Genomic DNA, 16,577 nt, shown 5'->3' on the forward strand with positions numbered 1-16,577 from the left:
CCAACTGGGCAAACGCAGGGGATTTTGGCGCTGTACTTGGGGTGTCCGGATTAAAACGCAAACGTAGGGATGTGAGGGCGCGAAGGCGGCGATTTCCGGCTCCGGACTTACAAAACTCGCCTATGTTTGGCTCTTGCTTTGGCTTTGGCGAGTATCGGACGCCGTTGACTTCTTGCCAACTGGGCAAGCGTTGGCGATATTAGGCTGGTACTTGGGACTCTCAAATCAAGAGCCAAACATAGGCGAGTTCTGGCTGGGGCCTGCCGTAGACGGCGGTATTTGGAGGGGATGAATCGCATGACGGCCGTGTTTGAGCCACATAACGTCCTGGTCACGGGCGGCTGCGGGTTCATGGGCAGCAACTTTGTGCGCTATGTGGCGCGAGAGCACCCCAACGTGCACGTTACGGTGCTGGACAAGCTCACCTACGCCGGAAATCCCGCCAACATCGCGGGCCTGCCGCCCGAGCGTGTGGAGCTTGTGGTGGGCGACGTCTGCGACGCCGAGCTCCTGGCAGATCTGGTTCCCGGGCATGACACCGTCGTGCACTTTGCGGCCGAGACGCACAATGACAACTCCATCGCGAATCCGGCGCCATTCCTGCATACCAACGTCGACGGCACGTTTTGCCTGCTCGAGGCCGTGCGCAGGTGCGGCGCGCGCTACCACCACGTAAGCACGGACGAGGTCTTTGGCGACCTCGCCCTTGACGACCCGTCCCGCTTCACCGAAGGCTCTCCCTACCGGCCGAGCTCCCCGTACAGCTCCAGCAAGGCCGCTTCCGACCTGCTGGTCCGCGCCTGGACGCGCACCTACGGCCTGCGTGCAACAATCTCAAACTGTTCCAACAACTATGGCCCCTGCCAGCATGTGGAAAAGTTCATCCCACGGCAGATCACCAACATCATTGATGGAGTCAGGCCCAAGCTCTACGGCACCGGGCGCAACGTCCGCGACTGGGTCAACGTCGAGGACCACTCCAGCGCCGTCTGGGCCATCTTGACTCGCGGCCAGGTTGGGGAGACCTACCTCATCGGCGCCGACGGCGAGCGCAGCAACATCGACGTGCTGCGGATGATCATGGAGGCCATGGGCCGCGACCCCAACGACTTCGACCACGTGCCCGACCGTCCCGGCCACGACCGCCGCTACGCCATTGACTCCTCGAAGCTCCGTCGCGAGCTTGGCTGGCGTCCCGCCCACGCGGACTTTGCCGAGGGCCTTCGCCAGGCCATCGACTGGTACGTGGCCAACGAGCCCTGGTGGCGCCCCTCCAAGCAGGCGGCCGAAGCGCGCTATGGGCGGCAGGGTCGGTAGGGGAACCTCCTAGTAGCTTGTCTTAATCCAGGTAAGGCTCATATCTTGATAACAGAACATATGTACTATACTATTTGAGACGGAGCGTGATGGGAGGCAATGATGGCAGACGAAATCGTTCTATTTGAGTCGGGGGATGAGCAGGTCTCTCTGTCGGTTGGTTTTGATGGCTATACGGTCTGGCTGAGCCAAGCTCAGATGGCCGAGCTGTTTAACACAACCAAGCAGAACGTAAGCCTCCACGTGAACAACTGCTTTAAGGAAGGCGAGCTTGAGCGAGACGCAGTTGTCAAGGAATCCTTGACAACTGCGACCGATGGCAAGAGGTACAGGACAAAACTGTACAACCTGGATGTCGTTATCTCGGTAGGATATCGAGTCAAATCCAAGCGGGGCGTTGAGTTCCGACGCTGGGCAACCGATGTGCTGCGCAGGTACATCGTTGACGGGAACGCGGTCAATGAGCAACGGCTGCGCCAATTGGGGCAGGTCGCCAAGGTAATGGCTCGTATCCCAGAGCAGCTCGAGACGCAACAGGTGCTCGATATCGTGCAGAGCTACACAATCGCGCTTGATCTGCTTGATGACTATGACCATCAGCGGATTGTCCTCCCGGAAGGCGGGAGAGCTACCTATAGGCTTACATACGATGAGTGTGCACGGGTCATTAAATCCATGAAGTTCGGGGACGAGAGCACCCTGTTCGGCGTTGAGAAGGATGATTCGTTCAAGGGAAGCATCGGTAACATTTATCAGACCTTCGCGGGCGAAGATATATACCCGTCGCTTGAAGAAAAGGCTGCGAACCTGCTCTACTTTGTCACCAAGAACCACAGCTTCCTAGACGGCAACAAGCGAATTGCCGCGACCATGTTCCTGTACTTTCTGGACCGCAATAACGCCCTGTTTGTGGGCGGTCGTAAGGTAATGGATGACAGCACAATAGTTGCCGTTACCGTGATGATTGCCGAAAGCGAGCCCGATGAGAAGGACGCCATGGTTGCGCTGGTCATGAACTTCCTGGCTATGGGTCTTGGGGGACACGAGGAGAGGCGTACGCGGGAGGACCCGCTCTGAGGCACCTCCTGGAGCGCCCCTACCGCCCCTTGGCGGCGAGGATGGCGTCGATGAGGGTGGCCACGCCGTGGTCGTCGTTGCTGGGCACCAGGTAGTCGGCGTGGGCATGCATGTGCTCCTCGGCGTTGGCCACCACAAAGCTGTGGCCCACGGCCGAGAGCATGGGGATGTCGTTGTAGGTGTCGCCCACGGCGGCGGCATCCGCAAGGCCAATGCCCAGCTGGCGGCAGAGGTGCGCCACGCCGGAGCCCTTGCTCACGCCCAGGTTCATGAAGTCGATCCACTCGCGCCCGGCGTTGGTGACGTAGAGACGGCTGCCAAAGCGCGGCTCGTAGACGCTGGCAAAGCGCGGCTCGGCGTCGTAGTCGGGGAAGAAGATCGTGACCTTGTCCGCCTCGTCGTCCACCTCGTCGAAGCTCCCCACGTAGTGGATGTCCTTGTAGTACTTGTAGATGTCCTCGTGGAACTGGCGGTCACGCTCCAGGACGTAGGCCTTGTCAAACGCGCAGAGCACCGGGGCGCAGTTGCCGTCGGCGGCGGCAAAGTCCAGCACCTCGTGCCAGAGCTCGGGCCTGATGAGGTCGCGGAAGGCAGTGCGCCCCTGGTAGATGACCCAGCCACCGTTGTCCGCGCAGAAGGCGATGCTGTCCTTGTGCGCGGGGAACATCATCTGCAGCGTTGGTGCGGGCCTGCCGCTCGCCGGGCAGAAGAGCACGCCCGCCTCGGCAAGCGCGTCAATGCGCTCGTCCATATGCGGCGGCAGGCTCCCGTCGCTTGCCAGCAGCGTGAGGTCCATGTCAACGGCCAAAAGCTTGATGTCGGACAGGTCCCTGTCCTCGGTGTAGTCCTTCACGGTGTTCTCCTCCCCGGCGGGCACCCGCGGCCCGCCCCGGTCTGGGTCTAGTCGATAAACCCGGCGTCCTCGGTGCGTCCCTCGCGGTCGTCCGCGGCGGCCGTGGCCAGCGCGTCGCAGCGCTCGTTCTCGGGATGCCCCGCGTGACCCTTCACCCACTGCCAGTTCACGTCGTGGGGCTCCGCGGCCGCAAGCAGCCGCTTCCAGAGGTCGACGTTCTTGACCGGCTGCTTGCTGGCCGTCTTCCAGCCGCGCTTGATCCAGCCGGAGATCCAGTGCTGCCTGAAGGCGTTGACAACGTACTGGGAGTCCGTGACCATGGTCACGGTGCAGGGGCGCCGCAGCGCCTCCAGGCCTACGATGGCGCCCATGAGCTCCATGCGGTTGTTGGTGGTGCGCCGGTAGCCGTGGCTGAACTCGCGCTCGTGCACGCCGCCGGCAGGGTCCACGTAGCGCAGCACCGTGCCGTAGCCTCCCGGCCCCGGGTTTCCGCGAGAAGACCCGTCCGACCAGCAGGTCACCTGCATGCGTGCCCCGCCGGCAGCCACGCCGCCGGCCGCGGCCGCGCCCCCGCGCGGAGCCGCGGCCTCCACGAGCTTCTCGCCGGCGTCCTGGGCAAAGTCGTTCCAGCTTGCCACTACTTTGCCTCCGCCCAGTTGCTGCCGTAGCTCACCTCGGCGATGAGGGGGACCTTGAGCTGGGCCACGCCCTCCATGGTGGAGCGCACGAGCTCGCTTGCGGCCTCGAGCTCGCCTACGGGTACCTCGAGGTCAAGCTCGTCGTGGATCTGCAGCACCAGGCGGGAGGCAAGCCCCTCCTCGCGCAGGCGCCTCTCCACCTGAACCATTGCAATCTTGATGATGTCTGCGGCCGTGCCCTGCATGGGGTGGTTCATGGCCGTGCGCTCGCCGAAGGCAATGAGCTGCTTGTTCTTCTGCCTGAACTCCTTGATGTGGCGCTTGCGGCCGTACATGGTGGTGGCCCAGCCGCGCTCGTGCGCCAGGCGGACGGACTCGTCCAGGTAGGCGCGCACGCCCGGGTAGGCGTCAAAGTAGCGGTCGATCATCTCCTGTGCCTCCGCGCGGGGAATCTTGAGCGAGGTGGCCAGGCCGTAGGCCTGCTGTCCGTACACGATGCCAAAGTTCACGGCCTTGGCGCGGCTGCGTAGCTGCGGCGTGACCTCGTCCACCGGCACGCCAAAGACGCGCGCGGCGGTGGCGGCGTGGAAGTCCGCGCCGCTGTTGAAGGCCGCCACCAGGTGCTCGTCTCCGGAGAGGTGGGCGAGCAGCCGCAGCTCGATCTGGGAGTAGTCGCAGGCCAGGAACACGCTGCCCTCAGGCACCGTGAAGGCCTGGCGCACGCGGTGGCCCAGCTCGGAGCGGGTGGGGATGTTCTGCAGGTTGGGGTCGGAGCTGGAGAGGCGGCCCGTGGCGGCCACGGTCTGGTTGAGCGTGGTGTGGATGCGGCCGTCCCCACGCACCAGGGCCGGCAGCGCGTCCAGGTAGGTGGAGCGGATCTTGGCACGCTCGCGGTACTCCAGGACCTCGGCCACAACCTCGTGGTCGCGCGCGAGGTCTCCCAGCACCTTGGCGTTGGTGGAGTAGAACCCGCGCGAAGTCTTCTTGAGGCCCTTGGTGGGAAGCCCCAGCACGTCAAAGAGCACGTGGGAGAGCTGCATGGGGGAGTCCAGGTTGAAGTCCTCTCCTGCGGCCGCGTGGATCTTGTCCACCATGGCAGAGATCTCCGCCCCGAGCTCGGCGGACTGGGTGGCCAGGATGGACGGGTCGACGGAGAGGCCCTCGCGCTCCATCTGCGCCAGCACGGGCAGAAGCGGCATCTCTATTGCGGAGAAGAGCTCGGCCGAGCCGTCCTTGGCAAGGGCGTCCCCAAGCACGGGCACCAGCAGACGGGCCACCTCGGCGGCGTAGGCGGCGCGGGTGGGGGCGTCGTCGGCGCCGGACGCGGCCTGGCTGCCTGCGGCGGCCTCTGGCTCGGGCAGGGGGCAGCCCAGGTGGCGCTCGCACAGGGCCTCGGCGTCAAAGTCGGAGGCGTCGGACTCAAGCAGGTAGGCGGCCACGGAGACGTCCCAGATGCGCTTGGGGTCAACGTCTGCGCAGGCCAGGCGGGCAGACTCGGCGGAGTCCATGGGGCAGAGCGCGTGGAGAAGGTCCTTCACGCCGGCGGCGGCCAGGCGCCCCTGGCGGAAGAGCCGCTCCAGCGCGTCGTCCGCGGCGGCGCCGTCAAAGCGGCAGAGCGCGCCCTCGGTGGCGGCCCAGAGGGTGTGTCCCAGGCCAAAGAGGGCGCCGGCCGCGCGGTCGTCGTCAAGCGAGCAGCCCACCCAGGCGCCGGCCTCCATGGCGGCGGCAAGCGCGGCCTCGGCGTCCGCGCCGGTGACGACGCGCGGCAGGTCAAGGGCGGCGGGCGCCGGCACGTCCTTCTCGGCTGCGGACGCGGCGCCGGCTGCGGCGGCCACGTCGGCGGCGCTTGCGCCGGAGAGCTTGGCCAGGCGGCTCGTCATGCCGGTGAAGCCCAGGGCTGAGAACGCCGCCACCACGCGGGCCGGGTCGAAGGTGGGAAACCTGGCGTCGGCCAGGTCCAGCTCGATGGGCGCGTCCGTGCGGATGGTCGCCACCTTGCGGCTGAGCAGGGCGTCGTCCACGTGGGCGCGCAGGTTCTCGCCCATCTTGCCCTTGACCTCGTCCGCGTGGGCTATGATCTCGTCGAGGTTGCCGTACTGCACGATGAGGGCGGCCGCCTTCTTGGGGCCAATGCCGGGCACGCCGGGGATGTTGTCGGAGGCGTCTCCCTTGAGGCCGTAGAAGTCCGGCACCAGCTCCGGCGTGATGCCGTGGTAGAGGTCGTCCACGCTCTCCGGGGTCATGATGACCACGTCCGAGACGCCCTTCTTGGTGGAGACGATCTTGACGCTCTCCGTGGCCAGCTGGTACATGTCGCGGTCGCCGGTGAAGAGCAGCATCTCGTAGCCGGCGGCCTCGCCGCGGCGGGCCAGGGTGCCCAGGATGTCGTCTCCCTCCCAGCCCTCGAGCTCGCAGACGGGCACGTCAAGGGCGCCCAGGAGCTCCTTCACCATGGGGAACTGCTCGTGAAGCGCGGGGTCCATGGGCGGGCGCTGGGCCTTGTACTGGGGCAGCATCTCCATGCGGACGCGCGGCTTGCCCTTGTCGAAGGCGCAGATGACGCCGTCGGGCCGGAAGGTGTCGACGAGCTTGATGAACATGTTGAAGAAGCCGAAGAGCGCGTTGGTGGAGCGCCCGTCCGGCGCGCTCATGGGCTGGCGAATGGCGTGGAACGCGCGGTGCATGAGCGAGTTGCCGTCTATGACGGCGATGGTCCTTCTGTCTGGCATGTTGCTCCTCTCGGGGTGTCCTTCTCCATTGTAGGCGGCGAGGCGTGCCGTTGGGGACGGGGTGAATGGCGCGGGTGTCCCAGCGTGCCATTCACCCCCGTCCCCAATGGTGCGCCTGTGCTACGCTGCCACGCAGAAAGCGCGAGGAGGGAGATCCCATGAGAAGGCTGCTAGTGGTTGAGGACGACGCCGCCATCAGGGACGGCATTGTCTGCCTGCTGCGCCGCAACGGGTACGCTGCGGCCGCCGTGACGGACTTTGCCGACGTTGCCGGCCAGATTCTTGCCGCGGCCCCCGACCTGGTGCTTCTTGACCTCAACCTGCCGGGCGTGGACGGCGGTTTCATCTGCCGGGAGGTGCGCGCCTCAAGCCAGGTGCCCATCATCGCCGTCACCAGCCGCGACACCGACATGGACGAGCTGGTGACGCTGTCTGCCGGCGCGGACGACTTCGTGACCAAGCCCTACAACGAGCAGGTGCTTCTCGCCCGCATATCCTCGGTGCTCAAGCGCAGCTACGGCGAGGGGGCGGCCGCCTCGGCGCGCATCAGCGTGCGCGGGGTCACGCTGGACACCGCCCGCTGCGAGGTTTCCTTCGAGGGGCGCACGGCCGAGCTCACCAAGAACGAGCTGCGGATACTCGCGCTTCTCATGCGCTCGGCGGGCTCCGTGGTGAGCCGGCAGCGCATCCAGGAGGAGCTCTGGGAGTCCGACGACTTCGTGGACGACAACACCCTCACCGTCAACGTGAGCCACCTGCGGCAGACGCTCGGCCGCATCGGCGTGGAGGGCTTTGTCGGCACCAGGCGCGGCCTGGGCTACATCGTGGAGTAGGGGAGGGGAGAAGCCCGTGTCGCTTGCGACCTACCTGCGGGACCGGCTGCCCTCGGCCTTCGTGCGTGCGGCGGCGCTGGGACTGGTCGTGCTGGCGCTTGCCGCCTATGGCGTGGAGTCCGGCGTGCTGGCGTTCGTGACCGTGGCCTTCCTGGCGGGAGAGGCCACGGCGCTGCTGCTGGACTTCTGGCGGCGGCGGGGCTTCTACCGGCGGCTTGACCGCACGATGGAGGGGCTTGGCGAGCACGGCGTGGGCTACCTGGCGCCCGAGCTCACCCAGGAGCCGTCCACGCTGGAGGAGGCCGCCTTCCTGGACGCGCTGCGCCGCGCCTCCAAGTCCATGGCCGACCAGGTGGCCGCCATGCGCGCCGAGCAGCGCGACTACCGCGACTACGTGGAGACCTGGGTCCACGAGGTGAAGACCCCCATAGCCGCCGGCCGCCTGGTGGCCGCCAACAACCCAGGGCCCGCGACCGACGCCATGGACGCTGAGCTGGGGCGCATCGAGGGCTACGTCGAGCAGGCGCTCTACTACGCCCGCTCCACCACCCTTGACCGCGACTTCCAGGTGCGCGAGGTGGAGCTTTCCGACGTGGTGCGCGCGGCGCTGCGGAGAAACGCGCGGACGCTCATCGACGCGCGCGTGACGCCCGAGCTGGGCGAGCTCGGCCTCACCGTGAGCGCCGACCCCAAGTGGGTGGAGTTCATGCTGGGGCAGCTCATGGGCAACGCCGCCAAGTACCGCCGCGAGGACGGGGAGGCCGGGCGCCTGCGGCTGTGGGCCGAGCGCCGGCAGACGGGCATGGACGCCTGGGAGACGCTGCTCTTCGTGGAGGACGACGGCGTGGGCATCCCGCCCGAGGACCTGGGGCGCGTGTTTGATCGCGGCTTCACCGGCTCCAACGGCCGCCGCTACGCCCGTTCCACCGGCATGGGCCTCTACCTGGTGCGCGAGCTTGCCGGCAAGATGGGCCTGGCCGTGGGCATAGACTCCGAGCAGGGCCACTGGACCCGCGTGACCCTCGCCTTTCCCGCCAGCGCCCGCCGCTCCTAGCCGCGCAAATTGGGGACGTGTTCGTTTTTGCGCAAGTTTGGGACAGGTTGGGGCGCCGCTCGCCGCCGATGGCGTTCCGCTTGCGGCGCAGGTGTGTCCCCGGCTTGCGCAAAAACGAACACGTCCCCAATTTGCGGCGACAACGTCCCCACTGGCAGGTGAGGAAACCGTAAGGTGAGGCTCACCTGGAGACATGGCGGGGGAGGAGCCGCTGCGGGAGTATCTTCTCGTCATACAAAGCGCAACGAGAGGAGCCGCCTTGGCACCTTCGACCTCATCCTCACCTTCGACCTCAAGCGTCCCCGCCCTGCGCGTGCAGGCGGTGGAGAAGTACTACGGAAGCCGCGAGAACGTCACCCGCGCCCTGGACGGGATCTCGCTCGACGTGGCGCGGGGGGAGTTCGTGGCCGTCATGGGCCCGTCCGGCTCGGGCAAGACCACGCTGCTCAACTGCATCTCCACCATCGACCGCCCCTCGGCCGGCCACATCCTGGTTGACGGCCAGGACGTCTGCGACCTGCGTCGCGGCGAGCTGGCGCGCTTCCGCCGCGAGCGCCTGGGCTTTGTCTTCCAGGACGCCAACCTGCTGGACACCCTGACCGCGCGCGAGAACATCGCCCTGGCGCTCACGATCAACCACGTGGCCCCGCGCGAGGTCAGCGCCCGCGTGGAGGCCGTGGCCGCCCGCCTGCAGATCTCCGAGGTCCTGGACAAGATGCCGCACGAGATGAGCGGCGGCCAGCGCCAGCGCGTGGCCTGCGCCCGCGCCATCGTGTGCGACCCGGCGCTGGTCCTGGCCGACGAGCCCACCGGCGCCCTAGACTCTCGTAACTCCCGCAAGCTCCTGGAGTGCCTCACGCAGATGAACGAGGCCGGCGCCACCATCATCATGGTCACGCACGACTCCTTTGCGGCCAGCTATGCCCACCGCGCGCTCTTCATCAAAGACGGCCGCCTCTTCAACGAGCTCTCCCGCGGCGCCGCCCCGCGCGGCCGCTTCTTCGACCAGATCATGGACGTCGTGAGCTTCCTTGGAGGGGAGGACGGAGATGCTGCCTAAGATCGCGCTCGGAAACGTCCGCAAGTCCCTGCGGGACTTCTCCGTCTTCTTCATCACCCTGGTCTTTGGCGTCTGCGTGTTCTACGCCTTTGCCTCCATCAACGACCAGACCGCCGTCATCGACCTCAACGAGCTGCAGTCCGCGGCGGTCGCCACCGTCACGCGCATGCTCTCGGGGGTCTCGCTCTTCGTCGCCGTCATCCTCGGGTTTCTCGTCGTGTATGCCAACCGGTTCCTCGTGCGGAGGCGCAAGCGAGAGTTTGGCATCTACCTCACGCTGGGCATGGGTCGCGCCCAGGTGGCGGCCATCATGGTCATGGAGACGCTTGCCGTGGGCGTGGCGGCCCTGGTGGTGGGCCTCGCGCTGGGCGTGCTCCTCTCTCAGGTCATGATGTACGTCACGGCCAACCTCTTTGAGGCCACCATCCCGGGCTTTGCCTTTGTCTTCTCGCCGAGGGCGGCGCTCTCTACGCTGGTGTGCTTTGCGGCGATCTTTGCCCTGTCGCTCCTGCTCAATGTGCGCGAGGTCTCCCGCTACAAGCTCATCGACCTCATCAACGCGGACAAGGTCAGCGAGAAGGTCAAGGTGAGGTGCCTGCCCGTCTCGGTGGTGCTCTTTGTGGTCTCGCTCGTCCTCATGGGCGTGGCCTACCGCACGCTGCTCGACAACGGCATCATGTCCGACAAGTTTGGCCTGGCCACGGCCCTGGTCACGGTGGGCACGGCTCTGTTCTTCTTCAGCGTCTCCGGCTTCCTGCTGCGCTTCCTACAGGGCCGTCCCGGCGTCTACCTGCGCGGCCTCAACGCCTTCACGCTGCGCCAGCTCAACAGCCGCGTGAACACGGCCTGGGTCTCCATCACGCTGGTCTGCGCCATGCTCTTCGTGGCCATCTGCGGCGTGTGCACGGGCTTCTCGGTGAGCCGCGGCCTTTCCGACGCGCTGGAGAAGGGAAGCCCGTATGACGCGTCGATCAGCGCGTACCCCAGGGGCCTGATGATCGCGGGCATGGACGACGCCGACTACGACCTGCCCGAGGTCAACGAGGAGGCGGCGTCAGACGGCTTTGACATGGTGGCCGGCATGCGCCGCAAGGTCTCCGACTGGGACGACATCGTCTCTGCGTCCGCGCAGGTCAACCAGTACATGCCGTTCGGGTTCCAGGGCGGGATCTCCCAGCGGTGGGCCTACGAGACCACGAGCTACGCGGCCGACGCCACGCTTGACGAGGTCCTGGGGCAGAACGACTCCCGCTTTGCCTTTGTCAGGGTCTCCCAGTACAACGCCCTGCGCGCCCTTCTCGGCGAGAAGCCCGTGGAGCTGGGACGGGACGAGTGCCTGGTCTGGAGTGACTTTGCGCCGCTCGACGGCTTCTGGGAGGCGTTCATCGAGCAGCATCCCGGCTTCGAGGCACTGGGGACCACGCTTCACCCGCGGGGCATGGCCCACGAGACGCTCTACAACACTTCCGCCGCCTCGGTGACGGGCGTCTTCGTAGTAGCCGACGAGGTCCTTCCCGCCGACCTGGTGCCTTCCGTGACCAGCCTGGACGTCACGTATTCCGGTTCCGTCGAGGAGTGCGAGCAGCGCTTCCAAGACGCCTGCGAGAAGGCCTGCGGACCCGCCAACTCGCGTGGCGTGGAGGCTTGGCCGGTGTGCTTCATGGAGACCCGCCAGGCCATTGCCGACAGCACCGTGGGCCTCACGGTGGTGACCACCTACCTGGCCATCTACATCGGCGTGATCCTGCTCATCAGCTGCGCCTCCGTGCTGTCCATCCAGCAGCTCTCCGCCGTGGCCGACGACGTGAGCCGCTATCGCGTGCTGGCCGAGCTCGGAGCCGAGCCCGCCCAGATCCGCCGCGCGCTCATGGTGCAGGTGGGCGTGTACTTCGTCTTTCCGCTGGTGGTGGCCGTCTGCCACGCGGCCTGCGCGCTCACCAGCATCAACGGCCTGATCTCGCTCATGACGGGCTTCGACATCAGCAACGCCCTGGTGGCCACGGTGCTCTTCGTGCTGGCGCTCTATGGCGGCTACTACCTGCTGACCTACCAGACTTCCAAGGCCATGGTCCTGCGTCCCGCCATGAGGTAGGCGCGCCGGGCACGGGGAAGCGGGGCGGGGGAGAGTCTCCCTCGCCCCGCTATTTCTTGCTCTTCTCGTCACTGTCTTGTCACCTGTAAAGTCAAGTGTCATACTGCTGTCCGTTTACGTTGAGACGAAGAAGGGGATGGCATGGTATCTGACGAGATGCGCGCGGAGGTTGAGCGGCTCAAGCGCGAGAAGGACGCCGTGGTCCTGGCCCACTACTACGTGACGCCCGACGCCCAGGAGCTCGCCGACTACGTGGGAGACTCGTTCTTCCTCTCCAAGAAGGCCGCCACGCTTGACTGCAAGACGCTGGTCTTTGCCGGCGTCCGCTTCATGGCCGAGAGCGCAAAGCTCCTCTCGCCTGGCAAGACCGTGCTCATGCCGGAGCCCAGCGCGGACTGTCCCATGGCCCACATGGTGCAGAAGGCCACCGTGGACGCCGCCCGCGCCAAGTACGGCGACGACCTTGCCGTGGCCTGCTACGTCAACTCCACCACCGAGATGAAGGCCTGGTCAGACGTCTGCGTGACCAGCTCAAACGCCGTCAAGATCGTGCGCGCCCTTCCGCAGAAGAACGTGCTGTTCATCCCTGACATGAACCTCGGCCACTACGTGGCGCTGCAGGCTCCCGAGAAGAACGTCATCCTGAACGACGGGTTCTGCCCCACGCACGAGGCCATCGAGCTCGCCGAGGTGGAGGCCGCCCGCCGCGAGCACCCCGGCGCCCTGGTGCTGGCCCACCCCGAGTGCGGCGACTGGGTGCTCAGGGAGGCCGACGTCGTGGGCTCCACCTCGCAAATCATCGAGGCGGCCGTGGCCTCCGACGCACGCGAGTTCATCGTCTGCACCGTCCACGGCGTCATCCACGAGCTGGAGGCCCGCACGGCCGGCACCGGCAAGCGCTTCTACTTCCCGGCCACCACGCCCGTCTGCCCCAACATGGCCCGCGTCACCGCCGAGAAGGTCCTTGCGTGCCTGCGCGACGGCACCGGCGAGGTGGGCCTGCCCGACGAGTCCGTCATCGCCGGCTCTACCCGCGCCCTGGACCTCATGCTCGACTACGCCAAGAGTTGACAAAGGGACAGTCCCTTTGTCAACCCTCTCGCCCGGCACGACTGCCAACACTAAGGAAGCGAGCATCAACATGGCAACCAAGACCATCGACTGCGACGTCGTCATCGCCGGGTGCGGCGTGGCGGGCCTGTACTGCGCTCTCAACCTGCCCAGGGCCCTCAATGTGGTCCTTCTCTCCAAGGAGGACGTGGCCAGCTGTGACTCCATGCTCGCCCAGGGCGGCATCTGCGTGCTGCACGATCCGGACGACTACGAGTCGTTCTTCGAGGACACGCTGCGTGCGGGCCACTACGAGAACCGCCTGGAGAGCGTGGACATGATGATCCGCGCGAGCCGCCCCATCATCGACGACCTCATCAAGCGCGGCGTCCGCTTTGCGCGCACGGCCACGGGTGAGCTGGACTACACCCGCGAGGGCGCCCACTCTCGCCCGCGCATCGTCTACCACGAGGACATCACCGGCGAGGAGATCACCACGCACCTCCTGGCCTGCGTGCGCGAGCTGCCTAACGCGCGCGTCATGGAGAACACCTGCATGACCGACGTCATCGAGGGCTTTGACGGGGCGGGGCGGCGCGTCTGCCGCGGCATAGTCGCCGAGGACGCGGCCGGCGACCGCCTGGTCATCAACGCGGACGCCACCGTCATGGCCACGGGCGGCGTGGGCGGCCTCTACAAGCACTCCACCAACTTCCCGTGCCTCACGGGCGACGGCTGCCGCGTTGCCGCCGAGCACGGCGTGCTGCTGGAGCACATGGACTACGTGCAGATTCACCCCACGACGCTGTGGACCAACAAGCCCGGCCGCAGCTTCCTCATCAGCGAGTCCGCCCGCGGCGAGGGTGCCATCCTGCTCAACGACGCCGGCGAGCGCTTCTGCGACGAGCTCCAGCCGCGCGACGTGGTCTCGGCTAACATCCTGGCAGAGATGCGCCGCCAGGGCTCCGAGCACGTGTGGCTCTCCTTCGAGCACGTGGACCGCAGCGAGGTGGTCAACCACTTCACGCACATCCGCGAGCAGTGCGCCGAGGAGGGCTACGACATCCTCTCACAGCCCATTCCCGTCGTGCCCGCGCAGCACTACTTCATGGGCGGCATCCACGTGGACTCCGACTCCGAGACCACGCTGCCGCACCTCTTTGCCGCGGGCGAGACGTGCTGCAATGGCGTCCACGGGCGCAACCGCCTGGCCTCCAACAGCCTGCTGGAGAGCCTCGTCTTTGCCCAGCGGGCCGCCGACAAGATCATGCGGGACCGCTTTGCCGACGACTCCGCCGCCCAGCTTGCCGTGGCTGCCTCGGCCCGCAGCCGCTTCATCGCCGGCTCGCGCGACGTGACCGATGTGAGCCTGCTCTGCGGCGCCGACTGCTAGCGGACGCGGGCGCCGCCCGCTCTTCTCGCCCCGATTGCCCCATTCCCGACCTTGGAGGACTCACCATGACCACCGACCCCATGATCTTGGCAAAGATGGACGCCGCCATTCGCGCGGCGCTCGAGGAGGACATGCCCTTTGGCGACGTCAGCACCATGGCGGTCATGCCAGAGCCCCGTCCCGGCCGCGTGCAGCTCATCTGCAAGCAGGACGGCGTGGTGGCGGGGCTGTCCGTCTTCGAGAGGACGTTCCAGCTCATTGACCCTGCCGCTCGCGTGGAGCGCCTGGTGGAGGACGGCGCCGCGGTGACGTGCGGCCAGCACCTGGCCACGGTCCATGCCGACGTGCGCGTCCTGCTTGAGGCAGAGCGCGTGGCCCTCAACTACCTGCAGCGCATGAGCGGCATCGCCACCTACACGGCACGGATCGCACGCGTGCTTGAGGGCACCGGGACGCGTCTGGTCTGCACCCGCAAGACCACGCCCGGCATGCGCCTCTTTGAGCGCGAGGCCGTGCGCCTGGGCGGCGGGCACCTCCACCGCTACGGCCTCTCGGACGCGGTCATGCTCAAGGACAACCACATCGACGCCGCCGGTGGCGTGCGCCGGGCCATCGAGGCCGCCCGCGCGACGGCTCCCTTTGTGACAAAGGTCGAGGTGGAGTGCGAGAGCCTGGACATGGTGCGCGAGGCCGTGGACGCAGGGGCCGACATCATCATGCTCGACAACATGACCCACGACGCCATGGCCGAGGCCATCGCCCTCATCGGCGGCCGAGCCATCACCGAGGCCTCCGGCAACGTCACGGCCCAGAATGCCGCTGGGTACGCCGACCTGGGCGTAGACATCGTTTCTTGCGGCGCGCTCACGCACTCGGCGGGCATCCTGGACCTCTCGCTCAAGCACCTGGAGGTGCTGGGGTGAGCGCCGTCATCTCCGGAGAGCTCCGCCGCGAGAAGATTCTCGCCACCCTGTCTGCCGCCGAGGCGCCACTCTCAGGCTCGGCGCTCGGGCGGGCGTGCGAGGTGAGCCGCCAGGTGGTGGTGCAGGACATCGCGCTGCTGCGCACGCAGGGATGGCCCATCCAATCCACCAACCGGGGCTACGTCCTTGAGCGCGAGGCCACACGCCCCTCGCGGCTCATCAAGTGCCACCACACGGTGGAGCAGACTCCCGAGGAGCTTAATACCATTGTTGACCTGGGTGGACACGTTCGAGACGTCCTGGTGAACCATCGCGTCTATGGCAGGCTCTCGTGTGAGCTGGGCATTGCCAGCCGCCGCGACGTTGCCAACTACATGACGCAGATCCGCTCCGGCAAGTCGAGCCCGCTCATGCTCATCACGAGCGGCTACCACTTCCACCACGTCACCGCTGACTGCGAGGAGGCCCTGGACGAGGTCGTTCGGGCCCTGGGGGAGCGCGGCTTCCTGGCTCCAGTGAGCGACTACGAGCGCGGCGAGTTTGCCGGCGAGAACCCTACGGGGGCAAATCCGCAGGAATAGCCGGTATTACCGGGCCCTTTGGGCTGGTGATTTAAAACCTGATATGACGCCGGTCGGCCGTCGAGGCTGGTCGGCGTCATATCTTGCGCAGAAGTCCCCTTCGTGCGAGCAATTCGCGCTCGGCCGTGCAGAACCGGCCTTCGTGCGAGTGCCTTTCGGCGGGTTTGCGCCGCATCTGGACCTTTCCCCTCGCAAAACCCCAGTTGATAACTTGCGGATACTTGGACCACCCCCGAAAGTGGCTCACACCAGGGGGACTTCTGTGCAACGGCGCGCCAATTGCTCACACGAAGGGGACTTCTGCGTAAGGGAGCGCCAAAAAGAAGGCCCCGCAGCCGGATGACTGCGGGGCCTTCCCTGAAAGCGATCGCTCCGTGGCGTCGAGGCTACTTGGCGGTCTGCTGCTCTCCCTCGGGGAAGATGATCTTGTTCACGAAGAAGAAGATCACCATGGAGATGCCGCCGTTCAGCACCGTGGTGCCGATGTTGTAGACGAAGTCGGGCACAAACTGGCCGGCAACGGCAACCCAGATGCAGTTGATGGAGTTAACGATGCAGGTGATCACGATGAAGGCCAGCACGTACCACATGATCTGCTTGGCGAGGTTGCCCTTGGAGCGGAAGACAAAGTTGCGCTGGATGGGGAAGTTGATGCACTCGCCGATGATCATGGCGACCATATAGGCGCAGAAGTACGAGAAGCCGCCGGCCTCCTCGCCGTAGCCGATGATGTACCACGGGAAGCTGATGCCCGCGATGGTGAGCGTGATGCCGGGGAAGCCAAAGGCCGCGTGGGACAGGCCGGAGAAGATCATCGGCAGGAACTGCAGGATGAGGTACTTGAAGACGGTCACGAGGTTGGACACGATGACAAAGAGGCCGCCCTCGCGAATCCACGTCGCGGCTGAGGGATGCTTCTCGGCAAACGAGTTCCAGAAGTTCATTGCGTGCTCCTAATCGTTGGTCGGACGGTCGTT

14 protein-coding genes are annotated in these 16,577 nt (G+C 66.3%); 10 read left to right on the forward strand and 4 right to left on the reverse strand.

The annotated features are described in order from the left end of the window. The first annotated feature begins 297 nt into the window (after positions 1 to 297). Both rfbB and rhuM read left to right on the forward strand, forming a co-directional pair. Positions 298 to 1,317, forward strand: a complete 1,020-nt coding sequence (gene rfbB / locus DXV50_RS02405) for a dTDP-glucose 4,6-dehydratase (protein ID WP_117204618.1) — start codon at positions 298 to 300, stop codon at positions 1,315 to 1,317. A gap of 102 nt (positions 1,318 to 1,419) precedes the next feature. Next, entirely contained in the window at positions 1,420 to 2,394 is a 975-nt protein-coding gene (gene rhuM, locus DXV50_RS02410) for a RhuM family protein (RefSeq protein WP_117204619.1), read from the forward strand. 19 nt (positions 2,395 to 2,413) lie between these two features. Here rhuM and DXV50_RS02415 read toward each other — a convergent pair whose 3' ends face one another. The 3 genes from DXV50_RS02415 to polA all read right to left on the reverse strand — a co-directional run bounded on the left by DXV50_RS02415 (position 2,414) and on the right by polA (position 6,614). Then, complete coding sequence (locus DXV50_RS02415) at positions 2,414 to 3,247, reverse strand: HAD family hydrolase (protein ID WP_117204620.1); 834 nt, start codon at positions 3,245 to 3,247, stop codon at positions 2,414 to 2,416. 47 nt (positions 3,248 to 3,294) lie between these two features. After that, positions 3,295 to 3,774, reverse strand: a complete 480-nt coding sequence (gene rnhA / locus DXV50_RS02420; RefSeq protein WP_117205958.1) for a ribonuclease HI — start codon at positions 3,772 to 3,774, stop codon at positions 3,295 to 3,297. A 110-nt stretch (positions 3,775 to 3,884) separates the two neighbouring features. After that, positions 3,885 to 6,614: a DNA polymerase I gene (gene polA / locus DXV50_RS02425; protein ID WP_117204621.1), complete on the reverse strand. Its 2,730-nt coding sequence runs from the start codon at positions 6,612 to 6,614 to the stop codon at positions 3,885 to 3,887. 158 nt (positions 6,615 to 6,772) lie between these two features. Here polA and DXV50_RS02430 point away from each other — a divergent pair, with 158 nt between their 5' ends. From DXV50_RS02430 to DXV50_RS02465, 8 genes are all read left to right on the forward strand, one after another. After that, a complete protein-coding gene (locus tag DXV50_RS02430) occupies positions 6,773 to 7,447 on the forward strand; it encodes a response regulator transcription factor (protein ID WP_117204622.1) in 675 nt (224 codons plus the stop codon). A gap of 16 nt (positions 7,448 to 7,463) precedes the next feature. Then, a complete protein-coding gene (locus DXV50_RS02435) occupies positions 7,464 to 8,501 on the forward strand; it encodes a sensor histidine kinase (protein ID WP_117204623.1) in 1,038 nt (345 codons plus the stop codon). 259 nt (positions 8,502 to 8,760) lie between these two features. Further along, positions 8,761 to 9,561 (forward strand): ABC transporter ATP-binding protein, encoded by an 801-nt coding sequence (locus DXV50_RS02440; protein WP_269801593.1) that lies wholly within the window; start codon positions 8,761 to 8,763, stop codon positions 9,559 to 9,561. Further along, on the forward strand, positions 9,551 to 11,653 hold the full coding sequence (locus DXV50_RS02445; protein WP_117204625.1) for an ABC transporter permease: 2,103 nt from the start codon (positions 9,551 to 9,553) through the stop codon (positions 11,651 to 11,653). Before DXV50_RS02440 ends, DXV50_RS02445 begins: the two co-directional genes overlap by 11 nt. A gap of 141 nt (positions 11,654 to 11,794) precedes the next feature. Further along, positions 11,795 to 12,724, forward strand: coding sequence for a quinolinate synthase NadA (gene nadA, locus DXV50_RS02450; RefSeq protein ID WP_198666386.1), 930 nt, complete (start codon positions 11,795 to 11,797; stop codon positions 12,722 to 12,724). A 70-nt stretch (positions 12,725 to 12,794) separates the two neighbouring features. Next, the gene (locus tag DXV50_RS02455; RefSeq protein ID WP_117204626.1) at positions 12,795 to 14,096 is read left to right on the forward strand and encodes an L-aspartate oxidase; all 1,302 of its coding nucleotides are present in this window, start codon (positions 12,795 to 12,797) and stop codon (positions 14,094 to 14,096) included. A gap of 65 nt (positions 14,097 to 14,161) precedes the next feature. Then, complete coding sequence (gene nadC / locus DXV50_RS02460) at positions 14,162 to 15,019, forward strand: carboxylating nicotinate-nucleotide diphosphorylase (protein ID WP_117204627.1); 858 nt, start codon at positions 14,162 to 14,164, stop codon at positions 15,017 to 15,019. Beyond that, positions 15,016 to 15,600 carry a transcription repressor NadR gene (locus DXV50_RS02465; protein WP_117204628.1) on the forward strand — a complete coding sequence of 195 codons (585 nt, stop codon included), beginning with the start codon at positions 15,016 to 15,018 and terminating at the stop codon, positions 15,598 to 15,600. Before nadC ends, DXV50_RS02465 begins: the two co-directional genes overlap by 4 nt. A 386-nt stretch (positions 15,601 to 15,986) precedes the next feature. Here the strand turns inward: DXV50_RS02465 and DXV50_RS02470 are convergent, their stop codons facing one another. Beyond that, positions 15,987 to 16,544: a hypothetical protein gene (locus tag DXV50_RS02470; protein WP_117204629.1), complete on the reverse strand. Its 558-nt coding sequence runs from the start codon at positions 16,542 to 16,544 to the stop codon at positions 15,987 to 15,989. Positions 16,545 to 16,577 lie beyond the last annotated feature (33 nt).

Origin of the sequence: Paratractidigestivibacter faecalis (assembly GCF_003416765.1) — a bacterium.
GTDB lineage: Bacteria > Actinomycetota > Coriobacteriia > Coriobacteriales > Atopobiaceae > Paratractidigestivibacter > Paratractidigestivibacter faecalis.